The organism is Chryseobacterium sp. TB1-D10, from assembly GCF_059803555.1.
Map to the genome: position 1 here is coordinate 358,580 of NZ_JAPFHB010000001.1, position 24,706 is coordinate 383,285.

Sequence of the window (24,706 nt, forward strand, 5' to 3'; positions counted from 1 at the left end):
TAATAATTAAGATAGCTGAATTCGTGTGAAATCGTATAAGTAACCTGCGTTTTTTTACTAATAAAGCCAAAATTTGAAACTCCAAAACATCATTTATTTTTAAATTTTTTCACACTCTTCATCCACTCAATCATCTCCTTCACCGGCTTTTCATCATTCGAGAACGCCGTATTATGGCCTAATGCCGGGAACAGTTTATGCTCATAAGGTTTGCCTTTGGACTTTAAAGTGTTGAGTTTTTCAATAGATAGATTCACGAGAACCTGGATATCTTTACCGCCAAAGATCCACAGTCCCGGGATTGACAATTTGGAAAGCGCATCCATTGGGTCTGTGTCGGTGAACTCGTATTTGTCCGGGTCGGTCATTGTGTGTTTGCGGGCATCTTCTTCTGTGTGCGTATCCCAGAATTTTGAATTGCCGTTGGTGTAAAACTGAAACCTCAGCTGTTCCTTCACTGTGATGAGTGCGCCACTGAAGATCGCCATAAATTTGACTTTCTTATTCTTCTCTGCCGTCAGCGGAATGATCCATCCGGCCTGGCTTCCACCCGTAAGACCTACTGGGATTTTCTTGTTTGACAGATATTTGGACAAGACATCCACTGCGGCGCTCGCATCCAGAGACAGCAGATTGAGATTGGCGGCGTCCACATTATTGGTGCCTACTTCCGGTCCTGCATAGGTACCGCCAGATTCTCCGACGCCCCGTTTGTCATATGTGAAAACTGCAATCCCATTGTTAGCCAACATTGTCGCAAATTCTGTCATCCTTTTTTCCTGTCCCGATCCGTGAATGATGACAACCGCCGCAGAAATATGATCAGGCTTATAAATAGTTCCGGCAAGCGAGTCGCCCTGGCTTAGGAATTTTATATTTTTGGTGGTAAAGGTTGGGGGAGTTGCTAATGCCTGAGTGATAGTTGTAAAAAGGAATAATAGCAGAAGGTTTCTGTAAAGTTTTTTTGTGCTTGCATAATTTTTTAAGATAGTCATATTTATAGTTTTCATTTTAGGTTTAGTTTAATTGTTTTTCTAGATTGCTTGACTTTTGTAAGTAATAATAAATTCTTTTGCCTCTTTCAGCGTTAAAGGATAATCTACAGCATAGTATGAATTTCCATTATCATGTTTTGAAAGTATTTGTTGATACTTAAATCCATTTTCAACAAGTAGTTTTACTACTTCCCACTCTTTGCTTTCTAATTTTGGAGGTCTGAATTTGTGATTTAATAAAACCATTTTTTGTCCGCATTGAGGACAAGCTGATTCTCTTAAATTTTCAAAATCAGTTCCAAGACTAAAGGATTTATGACAATCCAAACAAACACTTTTATATCCCATAATAATAAAATTAAGTCACGGATTGCAAATCCGCAACATCGGAGGGAGGTTTGTGGTGGTTCTAAGGATGGCTGGTTTGTTTATTGTTTTCATTTGATTTAGTTATTTGTTTTTTAGTTCGATTTTATTCTACGATTTGAGTTTTTTATAATACAAATCTTTATAAGGATCAAGAAATATTTCTTGGTCGCAATCATAGGGAAATTCTGCAATAACAGTCTCAGCCCAAATAACATATTGTTCATCGGATTTTGGGTACTTGTCGATTAGTTCAATTGTTTGATTAGATTTGGAATTCAAGAGATATAGATTTGATGGCTTGTAACTATATTTCTCTATAAATGCCATACATAATTCTTTCATTTCGATTTTTGTGTAATTGTCTTTCAAATAGATGTAATAATTATTAACCGCTGAATTATTTTTTGATTTAAGTAATTCAAAATTGAATTTTTCGACACTAAATTTCAATTTTCTACTAGACTTGAAAAGTTCTTTATATTCTAAAAAATTGGATTTTCTGTTTGGTTTCATTTGATAAAAAGTAATATCTCTATTCTTAAATTTATCTTTGAATGTTTCGATTAAAATTTGGTCAGCTTTATAACCAAAATAAATACCCGTGATTGCTGATTCTTGATGTGATTTTAAAGATGAAGAATCAAAGACTAATCTTATTTCCTTTTCATATGACCAAAACTCTTTTTTAGTTCCAAACATTTTCGTAGCCATTTTATTACCTCTGATATCTTCAATTGTTATTACTGGTAAAATATCTTTATAATTAAGATCTAAATCAAAAGCTAAGTCATAATCCTGATTTCTTTCAATGATTTTATCAAAATCGTATTCAATACAATAACCATAGTTAGAATTAGAATAATGAGCCCACATCTGTTCGCTTAAAACTGATTTGGAAAGGGAAAATATTCCCAATTTATCTTTGTAGTGAAGGATTTTGTTGAAATTTTTTCGAATATCTTCAGCACTTGTATTAAATACTGTTTCTAAAAGATTAGCAGATTCAGTGATAGATTCGTTGAAGTTTGCTTCGAAAGGGTCATTTAAATCTTCAAAAGTAGAAGCATGAAATTTATTTTGTGAAAATGTACTTATATCACGCTTTAAAAATTTTTCATCATTACTTCTGTATTTATAAACTTTCATTTGTTAAAATAATTTATGTGTTACTCTAATAATTACTTTATGGTATTTCATATTGCACTTTATATTTTTATTAAAATGAAGTTATAGATTGCAGGTCCATGATATAGCGCCTTTTATTTTTTACAGTTCTATTTTCCAAATCTTATTTATGTAATCAATATGGAATGATTTACATCGTTTGAGAAAATCAGTTCCAATAATAACTTTATACATAAAATTGAATGGAATGCTATGGAAATTTTCTGTGATTCTATAATCCATCATTCCAGCTAATCGGAATTCCATACTGTAAACATTTACTTCGGTCAATTCATTCAGAGCTATATACGCAACTCTCTCATTCTTTCTCTTTTCTAAATTTAGCGCAATTGCTAATTCGTTTTCTATTGAATACTGTGTTGCTCCTGTATCTAAGAGCGCTGGTACAAATTTCTGTAAAGGTTCAATCCACAAATCTATAATAGGTTTTTCTGTTGGTAAGACTAGTCCTTGTAAGGTAATCCCTAATTGAAATGGTTCATTTCTCATTATCATAAACAAAAGTTATCTTTTTTATTTAATGTAAACCCAAATATACCCACAATTCCCACTCCACCCAAAAACACTCACAAACCAGTCTTTTACACTCGTCATCCAGTCTCCGAGACTCAAAAACGAGTCTTTTATACTGAAATTCGAGTCTTTTTTACTCGTCGTTGAGTCTTTTATACTGGAATTTGAGTCTTTTATACTCAAAAACGACTCTTTTATACTCGTTGATGAGTGAAAAGAGTCGTTTGGGTAATTTGGAGAGATGTTTTCCTCTCGTTAGGATCGGGGAAACAAGATCTTACTCTGTGTCAGGTTTCTTTTTGTAGCCTTTTCTTGCAAATCTTGCGCTGAGGTCTTCGTAGATTGGGGTTGCCGCCGCTACGCCTTTACTGGAAGCTTCTTTTACTGAGCCGTAGTAGAGTAGTGCAGCCAATAATGCCTCGTTGCCGGCAATGGTAATGGTATCACTAAGGTCAGAAGCCAGTTGGGTAGCCAGATTGCGAAGGGGAGAAAGGTCTGTGACTACGGATACATCTTTTACGAACTCCGGCTTGTCCATATAACTTGGGGCAAATTCAGGATTGGTTTCTGTGTAATCTTCCACTTTCTGAACTGTCGCCACCGTTTTGTCTCCCATTTTGAAAATTGACTTTTTCTCTCCTGGTGCAAGAGCCTGTAGGTAAGGGGCAAGCAATGTTCTGGAGTTTTGTAGATTTTCTGTTACTTGGTCTATAACAGATTGAGGGATGTCGATGCTGATTTGATTTTTTGTACTCATCGTTTGTGAATTTTAATTTATTAATTGGATAAAACTAATAAATTATAATATACAATATGTTTACATAAGTTAATTTTTTATTGATTTACTGAATATTGTGAACAAATATCTTAAAATCAAAAAATTAAATTTAAAATAGGCCAAAAATTTGCGACTTGAGATTGAGCTCTGTCTTAAATATCAATTTTTCTGTTTTTCAAAATCACAATGGACACAGCATAAATGATCACAATCGCTATCGGAATGGAAACAAATCTATCTGACGGAAACAAATACCAAAGCAGCAAGATTGAAACCGTCCTCACCACCGAATGAAATATCCCGACCCAATGATCTATGATCCAGCTTAGCGGAAGCCACATCAGTCCGGTCAAAATACCGACAGTTAAAGGAAGGGAAGTGTAGTTTTCCATAAAAAAGGGGATGGCAATTGAATACACTAAAACCGATTGCGCTACTGTAAGAAAAAACAAATTGTCGAAAGTATTTTTTGGTTTGCTTTTGTCCAGATAGTCTTCGCCTGTCAGTTTTGAAATGCCCATCGCGAGATAAACGATCGAGCCTGTTGCGACAAATAAGACCCAAACCGTAACGTTATCGGAGAAAAAAAGTCCTGAAACAGCTACTGCCAGCCAGGCAATTAAACCGGCAATCGGAGAAGCCAAAAGTTTCTTTTGTTTGAATTCATTTTTTTGCTGCTCAAGTGTTCTTTGATTTTCTGTCATAATGTTTAAATTAATTTCGTGACCTCATTAATAATATCATAAATATAACAATTATACTATTATATCAGATCAATAGTTTAATTTTCAAGGAATTAAGTCAAACCGAAACCGCAGGATACTATTTAGAACGACATCCATTACTTTAGCTGTAAATCAGAATTATGAATAAGCCCAGACACTTCACACGCAAAGATTTTTTACAGACCTCAGCATTAGGAGCCGCTGCCTTGGTTTTTGGGACTTCATTTACCAAAGCCTTTGATTTTTCTGAGAAGCCTTACTTCAATCTAAAACCCATTGGGAGGCAGTTTTCTCTGGAAGGTTTCTACATCTGGTGCAGTTCCCCGATTTGGGGCGACGATGGGAAAGTCCACCTTTTCTATTCCCGATGGAAGAAAGAAAAAGGAATGGGCGGCTGGCTCAACGGTTCCGAGATTTGCAGGGCAGAAGCCGATTCACCCTTCACCGAGTTTCAGCACAAGCAAGTCATTCTGGCACCAAGAGGTGAAGGGTTTTGGGACGCCACGACTTGCCACAATCCATTAATTAAAAAAGTAGATGACCAATATTATCTTTTTTTTATGGGAAATTCCAACGGGAAAACCAACACCAAAAGAATCGGACTCGCCACTTCCAAAACGCTGGACGGCGATTGGACAAGGCCTGATAAGCCCTTGCTGCTTCCCGGAAAAGAGGGCGCATGGGACGACCATTGCACCACCAATCCTGCTTTCGTGAAAGGCAACGACGGCAAATATTGGCTGTTCTACAAATCCTGGAACACCCACGAATATGAAACCCAGAAAGGCCCCGTCCGTGGCAACCGGAAATACGGATTGGCAAAAGCCGATTCGCCAATGGGACCTTATACCAAAGTCTCAGAAAATCCCGTCATCGATTTTTCATCCTTACCAAACAATGCCCAACTGGAAGACGCATTCATCTGGAAACAGAACGGTAAATTCCACATGATCGCCCGCGATATGGGATTCTACAACCACGAATATGGACTTCACTTGACCACAAAAGACGGCATCCAATGGACAAAACCGGAGATCGCTTACCTGGAAATGAAACATTACATCACAGAACCTGCACCGCCCAAAAACCTCAACAGATTCGGAAGGCTGGAGCGCCCGATGCTGCTGATGAGTAAGGATGGGAAAAGACCTCAGTTCTTGTTCGGAGCTACACAGGGCGGGAAGTTTGAGACTTCTACCACTTTTGTGTTTGAGATTATTTAGCACAGTGTTTTTGTTCTCGCAGATTTTAAAGATTTTGCAGATCAAAATCCTCTCTTCAGATCTGCTTGATCAGCAAAATCTGCGAGAGTAATCTTCTTAGTATTAATTATCAAATACTTGATTTTAGATCAGCAGCCGGGAATCTGCTTTCCACTATATCTTTTGCTCTTCGTACCTCATCACAAAAGGATGCCGTTGCAATCAGGGCTATGGGATTTGTCATAGATCGACGATTTGTCATTGTTTGAAAATTTGGATAGTGATCACGGCACTTCGACGTAGTTTATATTGAGCATAGTCGAAGCCTTTTAGCAAAAATCAGGACAATCATAAAAAACTAAAGACTTTCTAAAGTTTTATTAATATTTTTGACCATTCTAAAACCAAAACACATTTTTGAATGGGCGAAAAATTACAATGGACAAACTGGAAGACTTTTCCATGGATCGTTTTTTTTGTTGCTGTCTTTATCTGGATCGGCATTGCCGGTGCTAATTTCTATTACCAGAATCAAGGTGGTTTTACAGGAACCGGAATTCTTTTTCCGATCTCCGTCATCTATCCCAATCAGTTTTTGTGGAGCGGATTTGTGTTCGCATTTCTATTTTTACTTAGCGGCATCTTCGCTTTCAGATATTCGGAAAAACTGAATGTTTATCTTCTGTTTTTGATTGCCGTCGTTCTGGTGGTTTTAGGAAATCTGAGTCAGGGAGATTTCGATACGGCTTTTCTGCAACCCTTTTATCTGAAAGGAAGGCAATATTATGCAGATGCGATAAATATTACTGATGGGAGTATTTGGCTGCGGGATTTCACTAAAAATCTTGAACATTTCCAGCTGCACACCAAGACGCATCCGCCATTTGTGACGCTTCTGCACTTTTGGATTTTGAATATTTCTAATATCGAAACTTTGGCAATTGTATTCTTTGCAATTGGCTGTTTGTCTTTTCCTATATTTTATCAGATTCTGGTTTATCTCGGTTTCGAGGAGAAAAGAAGAAAGTGGATGCTGCTTTTGTTTGCAGTAATTCCTTCTGTGAATATATATCTTCTGGTTTCCATAGATTCTTTGGTTTTGACTTCGACTTTGATTGTTCTCTTAGGATTTGCAAGAATTTTTAATCTAAATAAAATTGATGCGGTTTCCTTTCTGTTAATCAGTTTAGGATTCATCTTTACCAATCTGATCACATTTTCCGGCTTGTTTCTGTTTGCATTTTTGGGCTGTTTCAGTTTCTATTTTCTGTTGAAAGGAAAATGGAATTTTGTCTGGCTGAGTCTAATGGCGACGGTCTTGTATGTATTAATCTTTTTGATTATTTATTCAACCACAGGCTACAATCATTTAGAAACCTTCCTACAAGCTTCACATTCCGAGAATCCGGATGGTTTCAGGCTTTTGCATCAGCCATTTGTTTATCTGATGACCAGGCTGGAAGATGTGGGCGAGATTCTTCTTTTTCTGTCTTTCGGGTTTTTAGCTGTTTTCTTTTCTAAGAAAAATGAAACAGAAGTATTTGAAAACAGAAATTTAAATATTTTGTTTTTCTCTGCTATTTCGGCAATTTCAGCAATGCTTCTGACTGGTGCTTACGGCACAGGCGAAACAGCGAGAGCCTGTCTGTTTTTGGTGCCTTATTTTTTGATATTGCTGAAAGATATTAATTCGGATCAGTTCAGGATTTTATTCTATCTCTGTTTGTTTCAGACGTTTGGAATGCAGATGATTGGGAATTTTTATTGGTAAGAATTTAAATATTCCAATTGTATGAAAAGAAAAATTCTCTTTGTTTATTATCAAAACATAAAAGCTGGCGGCGTTGCAAAAGTATTGGTCAATCTTGCCAATGAATTGGTAAATGAAGGCTACGAGGTTGATATTCTCTTTCTAATGGCTAAGCACGAAGATTTTTATCCACTCGATATTAGGGTGAAAAAACATTATGTGGATTCTTTCTCGTTCTGGACGTTTCAGGTTTGCAAATTCAATAAGGAATATTTGCGATTCATTCCGAAACTCAATAACATCAATGCCTATATCTATCAGCTTGGTGTAACGATATTGATGAATAATTGGCTGAAGAAAAATCACACAAAGTATGACCGGATCATCTCCTGCTGGTATAAATTGTCCTGTGCATTGGCTGTTAATAAAGGAGTGAATCATAAAACGATTGCCTGGGAACATACAAGTCATATGGTCGGTGGCGCATTTTGGGACAAATTGAAACCTTATTACAAAAATCTCCAAAAAGTCATTTGTCTGAATAAAGATGATGGCCGATATTATCAATCAATTAATCCTGAAACTTATATTATTGGAAATATGATGGACAGTCATATTGAAAATCAGGATTTCGTTACTGCTGAGGCAAAAAAAAATCTGATTACGATGATTGCAAGGCTGGATCAGGACAAGAATGTTTTAGAATTTTTGGAAATCATTAAGGAGGCTGATTTGCCAGCAGACTGGCAAGTGAAGATCATCGGAGATGGGCCGGAAATGCCTGTTTTGAAGCAATATATTGAGGATAATGCGTTATCGAATGTTTTTCTTCTGGGACAATTGGATTCTGACAACGTGCGAGCTGTCATTTCCAAATCCAAAATAAACTGTCTTACATCCCTTAGAGAGGGTTTTGGAGTTGTTTTGGTAGAAGCGATGTTTTCTTCCAACGCTTTGATAGCCTACGATTGCCCGAGTGGTCCTTCTGAAATAGTGAACGAAAAAAACGGATTTCTGATTCCGTTAAGAAATAAGGAACAGTTCAAAGAAAAGTTGAAATTTCTTGTGCGAAATCCGGCAGGATTAGCAGATCTGATGCGTTCCAGCTTTTCTGAATCTGAAAAGTGGAAAAAAGATAGGATCATTCAGGAATGGCATGTTTTATTAAAATAGCATTTGAAAACAGTGCAGATTATAAAGCCAAATATTATTTCTAATTCTCGATCAAAACAGTTAAATTCTAATTAAGTATAAAAAATTATTTTTTGTTTGTTTTTTTATTTTATATTTACAAAAACAAACAAATGATGAAAATTTATACTACAGTTCTGCTGTTTTGTGTCCTATTCTTATTTGGACAAAAGCCCATTTCCAAATTCTCTGCCAGCTATTCTTCTTCGGGAAGTTCTAATGTCGTCAGTTTTCTGAGTGAGAGCACAAATGATCCCACGACTTATTTCTGGGAATTTCCTGGTGGCTTACCAGCTACTTCTACAAGTGGAAGTCCAGTCATTACTTATTCGTCGCCGGGAACTTACATTGCAAAATTAACTGTCAGCAACGCCAGCGGAAGTTCTCTTTCTACCAGGACTTTTAAAATTGCATCGGGAAATTCTTCAAAGATCTTTTTGAATACAGGATATGATAATACAACCAGTGCATTACTGGGTGATATTGGGGTTTCTGATCCTGATTGGACATATACAGATCCAAATAATATTACATCTACTCCTGTTACAAGATTTATGGCTTCAGGATGGTCTTTTGCACAAATAACCACAGCGCTATTAGAAAGTAGATGGATAACAGGAAATAATACAATAACAGGTAATCATTATTATGTAAGCAAGAGTTTTGATATTCCCTCAAATGTTACAACAGCAGTATTGAATTTGAGATGTCTTTCTTTTATAAGAAGCTGGACTTATCTGGTAAAGGTAAATCCTGATAATACAACGACAGAAACACAGATTACTAATACGCTTGGAACTACCAATGGATGGTTGAACAGCCAGAATCCATTGGTTTCTAATTATCCATTGGAAGCTGGTGCAAAATATTTCATAAAAGTAAAAGCTTACACCAATACTGCAGGACAAAGACAAGCAGTTGATGTAAACGCTCAGGTTGATCTCGGAAGCAGTTTTACGCTCTCACCAAGAGCGGAATTTTCAGCATCTTCTTTTGTAGCCAGTAATGGTAATCCAATTCAGTTTAAAAATTTATCCGCCGGAACTCCTATTTCTTACAGCTGGAATTTTCAAGATGGTGCAAATGTGATAAGTTCAAATTTAGCAAACCCGTCTGTTACCTTTAGTAATAAAGGGTTTCATACTTCGGAATTGATTGCTGATTACGGAAATGGAATGCAATCATCTCTTAAGATCAATGATTATGTAGAGACGGTCGCAAAGCCTGATTATACATTGGCACCGAATAGTTATATATTTTACAAAGATGGTCTATTACCGTCAGGAGAAAAAGTTGATGGGTTATATATTCCTATAGAAAAGGCATTTTCGATGTGGGACGCAAATGGATATTTGAATAACAGTAATATACTTAATAACACTTTAACGGCAAAGGTTCTTTGGGAAGATGTTTCAGGACTAATTAAAACATTAGATCCAAATGACTATAATTTAAATTTGGAGTTAAATTCAACTGATGTAAAATTATCAAAGATTAAAGTTGTAATAGATAAATCAAAAGGAGAAGGAAATGCCGTGATAGGTTTAGTATCCGGAAATAATTTATCCCCAGCAAAAGATAATGTTGTTTGGAGTTGGCATGTGTGGGTTACTGATAATCCTGCCAGCCAAACTACTTCTTATGGTCATAGTGGAGGGGGAGCTACGCAATTAGAATTTGTGGGTGGTCAGGGAAGTGATAATGATATTATTCCTTTTACTCCAAAATATATGGACAGAAATTTAGGTGCTGTAAGTAGCAAGTTTTTGGGTGATGATTGGCATAAATCAGGTGGATTAATGTATCAGTGGGGAAGAAAAGACCCATTACCTCCCTTAGTTTATAAAGACGGTACATTTTACGAAATATCGGGAGCATTAGGAACATACAGGCATCGTAATTCTTCTTATATAGGTAACGCTATTTCTTATGCTACTTATTTCTATGATCGTCCGATGTCCAAAACAATGCTTGATAATATTAGATATTCTGTTAATAATCCTTTGAAACCAGTTTATAATACAGTTGATGCTTCTTCCAAGACTTGGTTTAATGGGTCTTCTACAAGCAATCTTTGGTCTGATAATTCTAAAGGAATTAATGATGCTCATCCAGAGCTTTATTCTCGTAGAAAAGGTTATAAGACAAAGTCTTCTTATGACCCTTGCCCGAATGGATGGCGAATACCATCCGATTTATCAGCAAATGGAGATAAAATGAATTTCTCTCCTTGGGGTGTAGATTATGAAATAACTACTTCTGATTTCGTGAGTGGTAAATACAATATATTAAAACCAATGGGATCATCTGCATATACCAATGGTCTTAAAGTATATCCTTCATTAGGAATGGATTTATCTAATGTAAATGGTAAAAACATGGGGGTGTTCCCTGGATCAGGGAAGATAAACTTGTATTCCGGAGGTGTGTTTAGTCCCACATTTCAAGATGTTCATGAAACAGTTTTGTGGTCTGCCACAATGCATTCAAATCCTAATACACCCTTTGCGAGATTTACTTCTCTAATTCCTGATCCAGGACAGAATGGCCAGCCTGATCTGATTAATTATCCTACATTAAAAGGACTATATTCTTACAACCCTTCTGTTGCTACCACTCATACGATGGCTCCAGGTGGATGCAGATGTATGGAAGATCCTTTGGCTGAAAATTATGATTTTCAGACTCAATATTTTTCGCTTGATGAGAATGATTCTCAATATTATAAAACCTATATCGAAGGATTGGATAATCCGAACAGTTACTTATTAACTAAAAGTAATCAAGATCGAATTCTTGAAATACCTATTAGTAAGGCATTTTCTGTACATAATCAATATATGAATGATCAGAATCTTTCTGTTGATAATCTAAAAGTAAATGTTTTTTGGACAACAAATCCTTCTTTAGTTTCTAATCTGCAAATTGTAGATCCACCTACTTCCTTAGCAAATGTAAAAGATGGTAAAATATGGGTTGTAATTCCTAAAGATCAAAGTGGAAATGCATTAATATCATTACATAAAGGAAGTGTAAATAATCCTGTATACTGGAGTTGGCATTTATGGGTTTCGAATACCACACCTTCTAGTGTTACTTATACAACAGAAAATGTACTTTTGCCGAATGAAAACTATGTGAATTGGACTAATTCTGGTGTGCCGCCATTAACAACAGAGTTTATGGATAGAAATTTAGGTGCTATAGATGCTTTACCAAGTATTGCAGGTATTAGCCCTGAAAATGATGTTAATATGATGGCAGCCATTAGAAATTCTGGGGGTATGCAATATCAATGGGGAAGGAAAGATCCTATTCCTGCTTTTAGAAGTCCGGGGTATAATGGGAATAATGGAGCATACGTGCCGACAGCTGTTAATATTCCTATATTTAGAAATGAATCAGGCCCAGACACTATGGGTAATTTACCACCAACTTCATATACAACATTAATAAGCAGCGAGGAAAATTATGCCACAAGTATATATTCAAAGGCATATAGTGTCGTTGCAAGTAGTAATACAAATAAAAGCATAAAAATAAAAGAGAATTTAGAATATGCTATAAAAAATCCTTTAACTTTTATTTATCAGGATCAAAATTCTTCTATTTATGGTAACGATTGGTTATCAAATGAACCAAACGCAATGTCAGACAGATGGGGCCATGGTACTAAAAAATCTCCATTTGATCCTTGTCCTAGCGGATGGCGAGTACCAGACATGGAATCAGTAAACAATGGTTTTGATAAAGGTACTTTAGATATAAATGGTGATCCTTTAGTGTTGTATACGAAAGGTAATTCTCCATGGTATAATGGTTATTTTAAGAACTCAAATGCCGATATTTATACTTATTATTCGTTAGGTATCCGCGAAACACTTAAAAAACCTGTTTCCTCGGATCCTGCAACCACAGTTCCTTTTTATTATGGTAAAGCTATCAGATCCCAATCTGTAAACAATAGGTATGGTCTTCAGTTTGATAATGCCGAAATAATGGGTAATCCGAATACAAAATATAGAATTGGTAACTATCCTTTCACAGGAATTAGAGGCTTCTACCCTACAGCCTTGGGTCCGGCAGCAATCGCTTATGGCTATATTGGTTCTTGGACTGCATCATTAAACTCTAATTTCCAAGGTTTTGCCACAGGACTTTATATAGGGCGAGTTTATGAAATGGTAACAGGATATGCTTACAGTCCTGCACTTGCGATGAATGTACGCTGTGTGAAACATAATGATATATACAGAGGAAGTATCCCTGAAACTCCAAATGTGAAAATAATTGTTATAGCAAACAAAGCAAAAAGCTATGCTTCAGAAAAGGAAATGCTTGAATTTTACCCAAATCCGGTAAATGATATTTTAAGTATCAATAAAGATGGAGTATTTCAATATGATATCTATGATACATCTGGAAAATTGGTAAGATCCGGGACATTCGAAAATAAGAAAACTTCTTTATCATCGTTATCAATGGGAATTTATTTCATAAGGATAAATGGTTTTGAGACTATAGCCAAAATTATTAAAAACTAATTATCAATTGATTTCTTCTACTTTGAGAAGGTCGAAGTCCGGCCTTCTCAGTTTTGTTCTTTTACTAAAAACAAGGCAATATAGAATCAATATTGAAAAGTCATCAAAGAAAATAAAAACACACAACAAATGATGGTCGTATAGTTCTTGAGATGTACGATTCAAAAAAACAAAAACACAAATGAATTCTTTTTTACAGAAAATTGACATAAGCTTTATTGCTTTTGTTCTGATATTTCATTTATTTCTAGGTCTAATAATAGCTAACACAGGTTTTATTTTTGGTTTTTCTTTACAAGCATTTTATTATCCTCTTTCTCTTTTAATTACTTTAATTGTTTTCAGGAACAATACTCTTACACTTTTTACTGTATTTGTGATTTTAATGTTTTGTTACATTATGAGCTTGATTGTTTTTGACAACTCTTACGATGGGCAGTATTATCATCAGGAAACTATGATACAGCTGAAGAATGGATGGAATCCTATATACACCTCATCTAATGCTAGAATTGGAAAGCTCTGGATAGATAATTATCCAAAAGGAGGTGAAACGTTAAGTAGCTTGATCTATTTGTCTGCCAATCAAATCGAGATTGGCAAATGTATAAATTGGATAGCATTGTTTGCATCATTTTTTATCTGCTATTGTGCACTTGGATTATTAGGATTGAAGAAGAAACTTAAAATTTTGTATTCCTTTTTAGTTGCTTTTAATCCTGTGGTGGTTTCCCAAGTCTTTACTTATTATATAGATGCGCTTATATATTCTTTTTTGGTTTGCTGTATGTGCTCTGTATTTTTATATCTCAAGCAAAGAAAGAATATTTATCTGTTCATTTTCGTGGCAAGTATGGTTTTAGGAAGCAGTATCAAATTCACTTCGATAGTGATTTTTGGAGTTTTTATATCAGTCTCATTACTTATTATCCTCCTGGTTATCAAACAGAAGAAATGTTTTTTTGAATTGTTGTATTCCGCAGGCGTCGGATTACTTTGTTTATTAACTGTTACTATCAATCCTTATCTCAATAATCTACTGAGTGGGAGACATTTATTCTATCCGCTGTTAGGAAAAGGAGCTGTAGATATAATGTATCTCACAACGCCTAGAGATTTTGTTGATAATCATAATCGATTAGAAAAACTGGCGATCACTCTTTTTGCAAAAACGGGATCGTTAAACACTGAAAAACTGGAATATAAAATACCCTTTTCTATTCACAAAGATGAAATAATACGATTGGCTGACAGTGATATAATGATCGGCGGATTTGGTGTTTTTTATGGTGGATTTTTATTATTACTTTTCTTATTCTATTTGTTCAATTTAAAGAAACTTAAAAATCTCAAGGCTGTTCAAAAAATATTATTAATGTCAATAATACCTCTTTTGATTTCGGTAATAGTAATTTCGGATCCCTGGTGGGTAAGGTATATTCCTCATTTCTACCTGATTCCAATTTTACTGTTGTTGATTTTAGATATAAATCATAACAAAATAAGGTATCTTCCGGTGCTTTATATTATCTTGATTGTCAATGTCAGTTTGTTTGTAGGCGCAGTAGCAATTGCTAACTTCTATAAGTCGCAAAAAATTTATTATACTTTAGAATCTCTGAAAAAATCTAATAATACAATTCTTATTGATGCAAAAGAATTTAAAAGCACGCTAAACAGATTAGATGAATATGATATACCATATAGGGAAATGCAGATCTCGCCGAATTGTAAAAAAGTTATCAAATTCCAACCTAAGGGCGCAGTTATTATGGATGAAAATTTTATTGAAATGAAAAAGAACAAAGTTTTTGAAATAATTCAAAATAATCTTTATAAAGATGACGTGCAGAAATAGAAAGAAATCTTTTAATTATTTTAGAGAATAAGATTAACAATGATTTTTAATACATTTGTCATTTACAAAAACTATTTCTAAATACAAATGCCAATCCTTCATCCAGCTTTTACCATTCTTTTTGTGATACTGATTTTATTTAGTTTTCAGGATGTGTACGGCAAAGAGGGCAAAGGATCGTCATTTTCTATATGGTTTGTAGCCGTTATTATGATATTGTTATCGGGAATGCGTGGCAATGTTGGTGCAGATTACCCTATTTACAGATCATTCTATACTTTGTATTTTCCTACGATAGACTATTCCGAACTGGTAGATAAAATGCTGATGAGGAAGAGTGATTTGGATATTGAGTGGATGTATGTAGTGCTCAACAAGTTTGTGTTCTCCTTCGGCGGTCCGTTTCAGTCTTTTACATTTGTAAGTGCCTGTATCACATTAGGCTTAAAGCTTTGGACATTCAGGAAAGATTCGCCATATCCTGTTTTTTCGGCATTGTTGTTATTTATTCCCGGATATTTTATTGCAGATAGTGGTCACATGAGACAGGCGCTTGGGATGTCATTTTGTATCCTTTCGTATCAATTTATCAAAGAAAGGAAATTGGTCTGGTACCTTCTTTGTCTTTATATAGCGTACGGCTTCCATAAGTCTGCGGTTATCTTTTTGCCTGCTTATTGGCTGGTGCTGATTCCGCTGAATGCAAACCGGATTTTCTATGCCATTATTACCTGCGTTATTCTTTCTCCTTTCCAGATTTATAACTTGTTTTCAGGCTTTCTCGGTAGTCTTAATCTTCAGGAGGTTTCCAACGGTTACAATGGATATATTGGTTATGAAGACAAAGCTTCCAGTTTTATGGATGCCACAATGATACTCAATTCTTTTTTGCTGATAGTTTATGATAAAACGGCCAGTAAAACAGTCTGGTACTATGAGTATCTGCGGAATATTTTGGTTTTTGGTGTGTGTCTCTATTTTATTTTCCGGGACAATCCTGTATTTTCCACACGGCTGGTTGGCGTTTATGTAGGATTTGCTGCACTGGTAATTCCGAATATAATTAGCGGAATGGAAAAGGTAAATACCAAAAGATTCTGGCATTTATTTTTTGTTTCTTTTATGATCTTCTATTATTTCGTTTTTGCAAGTTATCAGGGCAGGGCAGGGAGATTCACGCCAGAAACGTATATGAACTTCCTGTGGAGTTATTAAAATCAATGCCTAAGCAAATTTGGAAAACTTTATTTTAAAGATGAAAAAAAAATTAACCCTTTTATTAATAGTCCTGATTCTAGGCTTATTGATTTTTTACAACATACAATCTGTGACTGGTTTCGCCGGACGCTACATTTATCCGCTGGATGATGCCTATATTCATCTTTCTATGGCGAAGAATTTTGCGGAATTCAACGTCTGGGGAATCACGCAGTACGAGTTTTCTTCTACCACGTCTTCTCCGCTTTTCACATTCTTATTAGCTGTCCTGATCAAGGTTTTCGGAAATTGGGAATATCTTCCACTTGTGGCCAATAGCATTGCAGGAATCTTTCTGATTTGGATTTCTCACAATTATCTGAAGCAGTTTTCAAAGTTAACTTACACTGTTTTTCTGTCTTCCATAGTTTTATTAATGCCTTTGCATCTGATGATCATGACAGGGATGGAGCATGTTTTCCATACATTGGCAATGGTTCTGGCTTTATTGGCTTTCAAAAAATATCTGGAAGATCAGACGCCGAGAAATTTTTCCAATTTGGCTTTGCTCGCGATTGTGGCAACGGGTTTCCGGTACGAAAGTTTGTTCTTCGTTTTTTTTATCTGCGTTTATCTCTTTTTTATCAAGAAAGAATATTTCCAAAGTGTTGCGCTTGGATTGTTTGCCATCACACCTGTTTTGATTTACGGTTGGATTTCTGTAGACCACGGATCGTTTTTCCTTCCGAATTCTTTGATTCTAAAAGGCAATACCAATGACGGAATTGTCGGATTCTTCACAAGAGTTGCGGGAAATGCCTATCGGGGAATTTCGGTTTTGGTATTAATCTTAATTTTAATTATCCAGATTTTCATCAAATCAAAAAGTCAAAAAACTTTTACAGACAGGATTTCTAAAAACGCCATTCCAATTGTCGTTTTCTGTGGCTTCGCAGTTCATCTTTTGTTTGCCAATTTTGGTTGGCTCATTCGGTATGAAGCTTATTTGGTAGTCGTGATTCTGTTTGCGATTGCACCTTTTGCGGATGAAATTTTTCAAAAGAAAGTCGGAAACCAAGTGTTGAAATTTGCAATGATTATTTTGTTATTAATTACATTTTCTATGCGGTTTGTCCCGATGCTGAAATTTCAATCTATGGCGTCCAAAAATATTTTCGACCAACAGATCCAGCTGGCAGATTTTCTCAACAACTATCACAGAAATGCCAAAGTTATAGCAAATGACATCGGCGCGATTACATATTTCAACAACATCCATCTTCTGGATACGTACGGATTGGGAAGCATAGAAGTGGCAAAGCTCAGGAAGGCAGATCACGGCGAGTTTACAGACAATAAAAAACTTCAGGCTTACATTTACAACACGGCAAAGCTGCAGGGTTTTGAGATTGCTATGGTGTTTGAAGACTGGGTCAAAATGCCGGACTATTTCACAAAAGTCGGGACGCTTACCATTCCCGATCTGTATATGGCTGGAGGAACTACGGTTTCGTTTTATTCCGTTAAAAAACAAAATGCAGATCAACTTAGAAATCAATTGGTGAAGTTTTCCAAAGAAACACCAAAAGATGTCATTATTAATATTATAAAATAGAATCAATGAACTTCGAAGATTTTATTATTCCACCAAGAAAAATCCGAACTGAGAATTGGCAGATCGGAGACAAAATCGTCAATGAGATTAAGGAAGACAGTATTGTCTTGTTGTTTTTGTCAGATTACAGAGGCGCCAATGGCGATGCAGACAGTCAGGAATTTACCCAAATCCGCAGAGAATTTTACAAGCTTTCTCAACTCGATTTTGATATTCAGATCGTGGATTTGGGCGATTTGGTTTCCGGGAAAACGTCTCAGGATTCGCATTATATTTTACAGGAGGTTTTATCAGCTTGTCATTACAAACATGCAATTCCTGTTGTTATTGGTGGAAGTAATGATTTTGCTTTTTCCCTGTTTTCGGCGCTTAGTTTTCATCAGAAAGATATTAATTATACCCAAATCAGCAACGTCGTTTCATTGAAACAGGATGAAGAAATCCACGAATCCAATTTCTTGAGTAAGATTTTGGGATCTAAAAATTTCTCTATCAAAAATTACCATCATCTTGGTTATCAGAAACATCTGAATGAATCTGATTCTGTGAAATTGATTAAAGAAGTTCAGTTCGATATCATCCGATTGGCAGAAATGATGAATTCTACCGAGAAAACCGAACCTTATTTCCGGAAAGCAGACTTGGTGACAATAAACTGTGATGCTGTCGAAAGTTTCAATGAAGCTTTTTCCATCAATCCGCAAGTGAATGGTCTTAATAAAAGGGAAGTTTGCGCCTATATGAAAGAAATAGGTCTTGGCGAAAAATTGAAATCTGTTGGGATTTTTAACTATAATATTTACTCCGAATCTCAGCTCAATCATCAGCTTTTGGCGCAAATGATTTGGTATTTGATAGAAGGAATTAATATTCAGAGATCGCATCCTAAAGAAAAGTCTTTTGAAACATTTTTTGTTTTAATCAAGGATGAACAGTATGCTTTTAAGCGAGATGTTTTCAGCAATCTTTGGTATTTTGGTGAAGACGAGAATATTGATAATTGTATCCCTTGCTCACGTTCGGATTTTGATGAGGCTAAAAGAGGTTTCCTAAGTTCGAGATTTACAAGAAATTAAAATATGAATTCCGCATTGCCTATCAAAGTTTCCGTCATCGTTCCGGTTTATAATGTAGAATTATATCTGGAAAAATGCCTGTTGTCATTAGTCAATCAAACTTTGAAGGAAATTGAAATTCTGGTTGTAAATGATGGCAGTAAAGATGATTCTCAAAAAATCATTGAAGATTTTCAACTTAAATATCCTGAAAAAATCTTTGGCTTTATAAAAGAAAATGGCGGACTAAGTGATGCCAGAAATTTCGGAATAGATAGAGCTACCGGTAAATATCTTGGTTTTGTAGACAGCGATGATTATATTTCCGAAAATATGTTTCTGGAAATGTACGAGTTAGCCGAAAAACATCAGGCAGAAATGACCATCTGCAATCTTCAGAAAGTGGATGAAATTGGAAATATCACTCAAAAATTAACGCAGTTGCCAGGTTTTCCGGAGAAAATTGTACTTGAGGATCATCTTTCGGTTTTTTCAGATATTTCTTATTTCGCTTGTAATAAGCTTTTCAAGAGGGATTTGTTTAATGAAAAACGATTCAAAAAAGGAATCCATTTTGAAGATATAGAATTGATTCCGCAACTGTTGTTGGAATGTAATGTTCTGGCTTTCAAGTCGAATTTTTATTACCAATATCTTGAAAGACAGGATTCTATCAGCAAAAGCCATACGATGAAAGGCCTTGATATTCTGAAAGCTGTGGAAACTGTAGAACAATTTTATGAAAAAAGCAGATTTTCCAGCCAGAAAACAGCTTTGAAGAATTTTCAGATTCTGGAAGGTGTTTACACTTTTTTAGCCTATCTGGCTTTTGTAAAAAAAGATGCTGATTTTTATAAAATGTCTTGTATTTTGGATGATTATATTAGAACTAAAGGGCTAAAAATTAAAGATATATTGCAATTTAATCGGTTTGGTAAGAATTATCTATTATCTTTGCCTCTGAAAAAAAAGTTATATTACCTCTTATATTTTTTCGGATTTAAGAGGATTATCAGGAGATTAATGGGCAAAAGTTAAAATCCAACATAAGACACGAATGAATAATTTCCAAGTTTTTCTAGAAAGTTACGGGATATCTTTTTTCTATTTCAAGTTGATTTTGGGATTTACATTCTCTTTTCTCATCACTTATCTTGCTATTCCTACTATCATAAAAATTTCCAGACGTAAAAATCTTATGGATGAGCCTGGCGCAAGAAGCTCTCATCTCAGAAAGATTCCCAATCTCGGTGGCATTGCGGTTTTTTTCTCTTTAGGCGTTTGTGCACCAATCTTTGCCTACGAATTATTTGATCGATACAAATTTCTTTTTGCGTCCTTTATCATTTTGTTTTTTGTAGGTGTAATGGATGATATAATGGTTCTTCGGGCTTACAAAAAATTACTGGCTCAGATTTTAGTTTCCGCATTGATGGTCATTTGTTCCGATGTGAGGATTAGAAGTCTTTTCGGCTTATTTGGTATTTATGAGATCAATTATTATATCAGTGTCCTCTTCAGTATTTTTACATTTATTATATTAATTAATGCCTTTAATCTGATTGATGGGATCGATGGTCTCGCAGGCAGTTACACCATAGTCACAAGTGCATTGTTTGGTATCAGTTTTTTCAGATTAGGCGATCACAATGACCCATTGGTAATTCTTTGTGGTATTATCATAGCGGCATCTTTAGGCTTTCTGATTTATAATCTATCAAATAAGCGGAGTACAAAAATATTTATGGGAGACACCGGTTCTATGATATTGGGATTTCTGCTCGCTTTTACGGGTATTTCATTTATAGAAATTTTTATTGCAAAGAAGGATGAGGTCTTTTACCACCTTCAGTCTGCACCGGTAATTGCGGTTGCGATTTTGATTCTTCCAATTATTGATACTATTACGGTTATCATCACTAGAATATACCACGGTAAATCCATAATGTCCCCGGACAAAAACCACATTCACCACAAACTACTTAATCTCGGTTTGACTCATAAACGGTCAACAGCTTATATTATAGCCTACTTTTTATTAATCGTAGGTATTACCTATTTCTTCAGACATTTTAACGTCAATCAGTTATTAGTCATTATCCTGATTTTAGGTTTTATAGGAGCTTATTTACCAATATTTTTATTGAGATTCAGAAAAGATTGAAATTGTTATATTTTTGCTAAAAGAACATTAATGAAAAAAAGTTATTTGTTTAACATATTTTTACTACTCATTTTACTAGGGATATCTTCTTGTGTCACAAAAAAAGATATCCGTTATCTGCAGCCAAGCGAAAGTCTTACAATAAATGAGGAAGGTTTGGTGCCTTATAATGTACCAGAATACAGGATTACAAAAGGTGATATCCTGACCCTTAATGTTGTAACTACACCTAAGGGTGATGCTGCTCAGTTTTATTCTTCTCTCAATGCTTCTGCATCGGGCGGTGGCGTAGCTTCTTCGCAGTCTGCTGGAGGTGCTCAGCCGGGTGGTGGCTCTCAAGTTGGCGGAGGAATAGGAGGAAATTCAACATTTTATTTTAACGGCTTGAAGGTCGATTCCAATGGTGATGTTAATATTTTCGGAATTGGATATGTAAAAGCAGAGGGACGTACCGTAGAAGACATGACCAAAGAGATCCAAACTCGTGTCAATGAGAATTTTCTGCAAGGAAAATCAGAAGTCAGACTCAACTTGGATGGGATCAGATATTACATTTTAGGCGATATGGAAACTGTAGGAATGACTGGCGAAAAAACAGCTTACGTGACCCAACTCAATATCATGCAGGCACTTGCAATGAATGGAGGTTTGAATCGTACTGTCGACAGAAAAAGTATAACAATCCATAGAAAATACCCGGAAGGCATCAAAACGGCAAAACTTGATTTGACGAGAGAAGATGCTATGAATTCGCCTTACTATTGGCTTCAAAACGGCGATATTATCTATCTGAATACGAATGGTAAAAGCATCAATGGATTTGGTAAGGAACCTGTACAGGCTTTGACTACAGGAGTCTCCGTGCTTACTACAGTAATGTCTATTTATCTAATCCTAAAGACATTATAATATGATTCCCGATAAGAACGGAAAAAATACACAAGACTCAGCTCAGGTTGCTGAAAAAATGGGAGCTTTCAATTTGTTTGATCCGGCTCACTTTGTGCAGAGAGTTCTTCGCAACTGGTATTGGTTTGTCATTTTAGGATTTTTAGGTTATTGTATATCTTATGTTTACAGCAAGTATTATGCGCAAAGAATCTATCAGTCTAGCCTATCATTAAGTATCTCAAATAATACAGCCAGTTATTTTACACCCAATCAATCCATAAATTTTATCTGGGGTCAGGGCGGAAATCAGGATGGTGTTTACCTCAAAAAAATATTATTATCCAGAAGCCATAATGAATATTTGGTAAAAAAGTTAAAACTCCATACCAATTACACTACAAAAGGATTGATTAAGACCACCTATCTTGATCAGGAAGACAGTCCATTTTTCCTTGAGATAGATTACTCACATCTGCAGCAAGTCAATTATCCAATAAGTATCATCCCGAAAAGCGGAAATACCTATGAGATTATCCTGCCGGAAGAAGGACAGTCTACAGGTCTGTACAATTACAATACAGAATCTTATGAAACCATAGGAGCTTATCCAAGACCAAACAACAAAATTCTGAAGCTTGATGAATGGTATGAAACGCCTAATCTCAGATTTAGATTGGTTAAGAATCCAAATCCATCAAATTTAGGTTTGGATAATGTAATTGTAAATCTTATTCCTGTCAATGAGGCTGTTAATTCCATTATTGGAAGTCTTTTTGTTGATTTTGACAAGGAGCTTTCATCCATTATGATAATTAGCAAAACAGGTTATAATCTGAATAATACAGTCAGTTTTCTTAATAATTCTGTGGAGGAATTAATTAAAAAAAGATTGCTGGATCAGAATACCGTGGATCAAAATACCGTAGAATATCTGAATGGTAATCTTACGACAATCAGAAAAAAATTGGACTCCAGTGGTATTGTTCTGAATAATCTGAAGATCAACAACCGCCTTTTCGATATGGCAAATATCGATTCTAAAACTTTACAAAAGCTTACCGATCTCGAATCACAAAAGGCAGAATTGACAATGAAAATCAATTCTTTAAATGATATCAGAAATACGGTCGGCACCAATAATATTGAGAAGCTTATAAGTTTAAATTTAGCAGGCATAGAAGATGGAACTTTCAATGCGTCTGTATCGGAATTAAAGCAGTTATACGCAAAACGGAGAGAGTTAGCGCAGGTTTACACTCCAAATTCAGAGCCGATGCGTGAAATAAACCGGTTGATAAATGAGGCTAAATATACCTCACAAGACGGATTGAAAAAGTATTTCCAAGGTTACTACAACAAATTAACCGATTTGAATACAGGCATAGCAAAAATTGAGCAGGAGCTGGTTACTTTACCGGAAAAACAGCGTTTGTTTTTGGATGCTCAAAGAGGATATGATATTATAGAAAGTACTTACAACACACTCCTTTCTGAGCAGGCAAAATCTCAGATGCGAGTTGCGACCAATCAAAGCAATCTGAACGTTATAGACAAAGCGAAAAATCTGGGTCAAGGTCCTATTGCTCCGGATGTAAATGCTACTAAAATTCAGATTATTGGAGGACTATTACTCATTCCTCTTGTGTTTTTAGTTTTGGGAGAATTGTTGGATAACAAAATCCGAAATCTTAAAGAATTATTATCAGCGACCAGGATTCCACTTCTCGGAGTTATTGGACACAATAATTATGATAATAATTTAACAGTATTGGAAGAGCCAAAATCTTCCATTTCCGAAGCCTTTAGAGCTATTAGGGCAAACCTCCGTTTTTTATTTGACGAGGAGCAAAAAAGCAAAGTTATTCTCGTGACATCATCCATCAGTGGAGAAGGGAAAACGTATGTTTCAATTAATATTGCTTCGGTCTTGGGACTAAGTGGTAAAAAAGCAGTCCTTTTGGGAATGGATCTTAGAAAACCGAAAATTTTTGGTGATTTTAAAATCAATAACAAAAATGGGATTTCCAATTATCTGACCGGACAAGTACAATTGGAGGAGATTATCAATCACACCAGCATCCCGGGATTGGATGTAATTACTTCCGGACCCATCCCTCCAAATCCATCTGAGTTATTGATGAGTGATCATAACATGAAATTCATAGAGAGATTGAAGGAAATCTACGAATATGTTATTATAGATTCTCCGCCGGTTGGTTTGGTTGCAGATTCATTCGAGCTAATCAAAAAAGCAGACACTACCATTTATGTAGTCCGCCACGAATACACAGAAAAACACATGCTGAGAATGATCAGCGAAAAATATTTTAACAAAGAAATTAATAATTTAGGACTTGTTTACAATGACTTCGTAGTGAAACAAGGTTATGGCTACGGTTATGGCTACGGTTATGGCTACGGCTACGGATATGGCTACGGCTATTTTGACGAGGATAAAAATTATAAAGAACCTACGATCATCAAAATCAGGAACAAACTGAAAATGTTTTTTAATAAAAAATAAGAGCCTTTTTAAAAGGCTTTTGTTTTTTTTAAAGACTATTTTGAAGACATGTTCGTTTTATAACAATAATTTATATTTTTTCACTCTTATTTAACTTAACATTAAGAAGTTCCTTAAACTAAAAATGTTTTATATTTGCACCAAATTTTT

18 protein-coding genes are annotated in these 24,706 nt (G+C 35.4%); 12 read left to right on the top strand and 6 right to left on the bottom strand.

The window, feature by feature from the left end; translation table 11 throughout:
* Positions 1-89: 89 nt before the first annotated feature.
* The 6 genes from OPU68_RS01675 to OPU68_RS01700 all read right to left on the bottom strand — a co-directional run bounded on the left by OPU68_RS01675 (position 90) and on the right by OPU68_RS01700 (position 4,544).
* Positions 90-1,010, bottom strand: a complete 921-nt coding sequence (locus OPU68_RS01675; protein ID WP_498472223.1) for an alpha/beta hydrolase family protein — start codon at positions 1,008-1,010, stop codon at positions 90-92.
* 24 nt (positions 1,011-1,034) lie between these two features.
* A complete protein-coding gene (locus OPU68_RS01680; RefSeq protein ID WP_498472224.1) occupies positions 1,035-1,343 on the bottom strand; it encodes a hypothetical protein in 309 nt (102 codons plus the stop codon).
* Between the two features lie 129 nt (positions 1,344-1,472).
* Positions 1,473-2,510, bottom strand: coding sequence for a DUF2971 domain-containing protein (locus OPU68_RS01685; protein WP_498472225.1), 1,038 nt, complete (start codon positions 2,508-2,510; stop codon positions 1,473-1,475).
* Positions 2,511-2,630: 120 nt separating this feature from the next.
* On the bottom strand, positions 2,631-3,038 hold the full coding sequence (locus tag OPU68_RS01690) for a retroviral-like aspartic protease family protein (RefSeq protein ID WP_498472226.1): 408 nt from the start codon (positions 3,036-3,038) through the stop codon (positions 2,631-2,633).
* 301 nt (positions 3,039-3,339) lie between these two features.
* Positions 3,340-3,819: a hypothetical protein gene (locus OPU68_RS01695; RefSeq protein ID WP_498472227.1), complete on the bottom strand. Its 480-nt coding sequence runs from the start codon at positions 3,817-3,819 to the stop codon at positions 3,340-3,342.
* Positions 3,820-3,992: 173 nt separating this feature from the next.
* Entirely contained in the window at positions 3,993-4,544 is a 552-nt protein-coding gene (locus OPU68_RS01700; protein ID WP_498472228.1) for a DUF7010 family protein, read from the bottom strand.
* 161 nt (positions 4,545-4,705) lie between these two features.
* On the opposite strand from OPU68_RS01700, the gene OPU68_RS01705 reads away from it, so the two are divergent.
* From OPU68_RS01705 to OPU68_RS01760, 12 genes are all read left to right on the top strand, one after another.
* Positions 4,706-5,788, top strand: a complete 1,083-nt coding sequence (locus OPU68_RS01705; RefSeq protein WP_498472230.1) for a glycoside hydrolase family protein — start codon at positions 4,706-4,708, stop codon at positions 5,786-5,788.
* A gap of 400 nt (positions 5,789-6,188) precedes the next feature.
* Positions 6,189-7,538: a hypothetical protein gene (locus OPU68_RS01710; RefSeq protein ID WP_498472231.1), complete on the top strand. Its 1,350-nt coding sequence runs from the start codon at positions 6,189-6,191 to the stop codon at positions 7,536-7,538.
* A 21-nt stretch (positions 7,539-7,559) separates the two neighbouring features.
* A complete protein-coding gene (locus OPU68_RS01715) occupies positions 7,560-8,690 on the top strand; it encodes a glycosyltransferase (protein WP_498472232.1) in 1,131 nt (376 codons plus the stop codon).
* Between the two features lie 131 nt (positions 8,691-8,821).
* Positions 8,822-13,252, top strand: a complete 4,431-nt coding sequence (locus OPU68_RS01720) for a PKD domain-containing protein (RefSeq protein ID WP_498472233.1) — start codon at positions 8,822-8,824, stop codon at positions 13,250-13,252.
* A gap of 400 nt (positions 13,253-13,652) precedes the next feature.
* Positions 13,653-15,110, top strand: coding sequence for a hypothetical protein (locus OPU68_RS01725; protein ID WP_498472234.1), 1,458 nt, complete (start codon positions 13,653-13,655; stop codon positions 15,108-15,110).
* A gap of 87 nt (positions 15,111-15,197) precedes the next feature.
* Entirely contained in the window at positions 15,198-16,325 is a 1,128-nt protein-coding gene (locus tag OPU68_RS01730) for an EpsG family protein (protein ID WP_498472235.1), read from the top strand.
* A 40-nt stretch (positions 16,326-16,365) separates the two neighbouring features.
* Positions 16,366-17,922: a DUF8728 domain-containing protein gene (locus OPU68_RS01735; RefSeq protein ID WP_498472236.1), complete on the top strand. Its 1,557-nt coding sequence runs from the start codon at positions 16,366-16,368 to the stop codon at positions 17,920-17,922.
* 5 nt (positions 17,923-17,927) lie between these two features.
* Entirely contained in the window at positions 17,928-18,998 is a 1,071-nt protein-coding gene (locus OPU68_RS01740) for a formimidoylglutamase (protein ID WP_498472237.1), read from the top strand.
* A gap of 3 nt (positions 18,999-19,001) precedes the next feature.
* Positions 19,002-20,015, top strand: coding sequence for a glycosyltransferase family 2 protein (locus OPU68_RS01745; protein WP_498472238.1), 1,014 nt, complete (start codon positions 19,002-19,004; stop codon positions 20,013-20,015).
* 19 nt (positions 20,016-20,034) lie between these two features.
* Positions 20,035-21,141, top strand: a complete 1,107-nt coding sequence (locus tag OPU68_RS01750; protein ID WP_498472239.1) for a glycosyltransferase family 4 protein — start codon at positions 20,035-20,037, stop codon at positions 21,139-21,141.
* A gap of 30 nt (positions 21,142-21,171) precedes the next feature.
* The gene (locus OPU68_RS01755; RefSeq protein ID WP_498472241.1) at positions 21,172-22,050 is read left to right on the top strand and encodes a polysaccharide biosynthesis/export family protein; all 879 of its coding nucleotides are present in this window, start codon (positions 21,172-21,174) and stop codon (positions 22,048-22,050) included.
* A gap of 1 nt (position 22,051) precedes the next feature.
* Complete coding sequence (locus OPU68_RS01760) at positions 22,052-24,556, top strand: exopolysaccharide transport family protein (protein WP_498472242.1); 2,505 nt, start codon at positions 22,052-22,054, stop codon at positions 24,554-24,556.
* Positions 24,557-24,706: the final 150 nt, after the last annotated feature.

Coding starts and splice junctions, on each gene's coding strand:
- OPU68_RS01700 (WP_498472228.1), bottom strand. CDS start 4,544: ATGACAGAAAATCAAAGAACACTTGAGCAGCAAAAAAATGAATTCAAA.
- OPU68_RS01750 (WP_498472239.1), top strand. CDS start 20,035: ATGAATAATTTCCAAGTTTTTCTAGAAAGTTACGGGATATCTTTTTTC.
- OPU68_RS01695 (WP_498472227.1), bottom strand. CDS start 3,819: ATGAGTACAAAAAATCAAATCAGCATCGACATCCCTCAATCTGTTATA.
- OPU68_RS01730 (WP_498472235.1), top strand. CDS start 15,198: ATGCCAATCCTTCATCCAGCTTTTACCATTCTTTTTGTGATACTGATT.
- OPU68_RS01680 (WP_498472224.1), bottom strand. CDS start 1,343: ATGGGATATAAAAGTGTTTGTTTGGATTGTCATAAATCCTTTAGTCTT.
- OPU68_RS01735 (WP_498472236.1), top strand. CDS start 16,366: ATGAAAAAAAAATTAACCCTTTTATTAATAGTCCTGATTCTAGGCTTA.
- OPU68_RS01685 (WP_498472225.1), bottom strand. CDS start 2,510: ATGAAAGTTTATAAATACAGAAGTAATGATGAAAAATTTTTAAAGCGT.
- OPU68_RS01720 (WP_498472233.1), top strand. CDS start 8,822: ATGATGAAAATTTATACTACAGTTCTGCTGTTTTGTGTCCTATTCTTA.
- OPU68_RS01745 (WP_498472238.1), top strand. CDS start 19,002: ATGAATTCCGCATTGCCTATCAAAGTTTCCGTCATCGTTCCGGTTTAT.
- OPU68_RS01755 (WP_498472241.1), top strand. CDS start 21,172: ATGAAAAAAAGTTATTTGTTTAACATATTTTTACTACTCATTTTACTA.
- OPU68_RS01725 (WP_498472234.1), top strand. CDS start 13,653: ATGAGCTTGATTGTTTTTGACAACTCTTACGATGGGCAGTATTATCAT.
- OPU68_RS01760 (WP_498472242.1), top strand. CDS start 22,052: ATGATTCCCGATAAGAACGGAAAAAATACACAAGACTCAGCTCAGGTT.
- OPU68_RS01705 (WP_498472230.1), top strand. CDS start 4,706: ATGAATAAGCCCAGACACTTCACACGCAAAGATTTTTTACAGACCTCA.
- OPU68_RS01710 (WP_498472231.1), top strand. CDS start 6,189: ATGGGCGAAAAATTACAATGGACAAACTGGAAGACTTTTCCATGGATC.
- OPU68_RS01675 (WP_498472223.1), bottom strand. CDS start 1,010: ATGAAAACTATAAATATGACTATCTTAAAAAATTATGCAAGCACAAAA.
- OPU68_RS01690 (WP_498472226.1), bottom strand. CDS start 3,038: ATGAGAAATGAACCATTTCAATTAGGGATTACCTTACAAGGACTAGTC.
- OPU68_RS01740 (WP_498472237.1), top strand. CDS start 17,928: ATGAACTTCGAAGATTTTATTATTCCACCAAGAAAAATCCGAACTGAG.
- OPU68_RS01715 (WP_498472232.1), top strand. CDS start 7,560: ATGAAAAGAAAAATTCTCTTTGTTTATTATCAAAACATAAAAGCTGGC.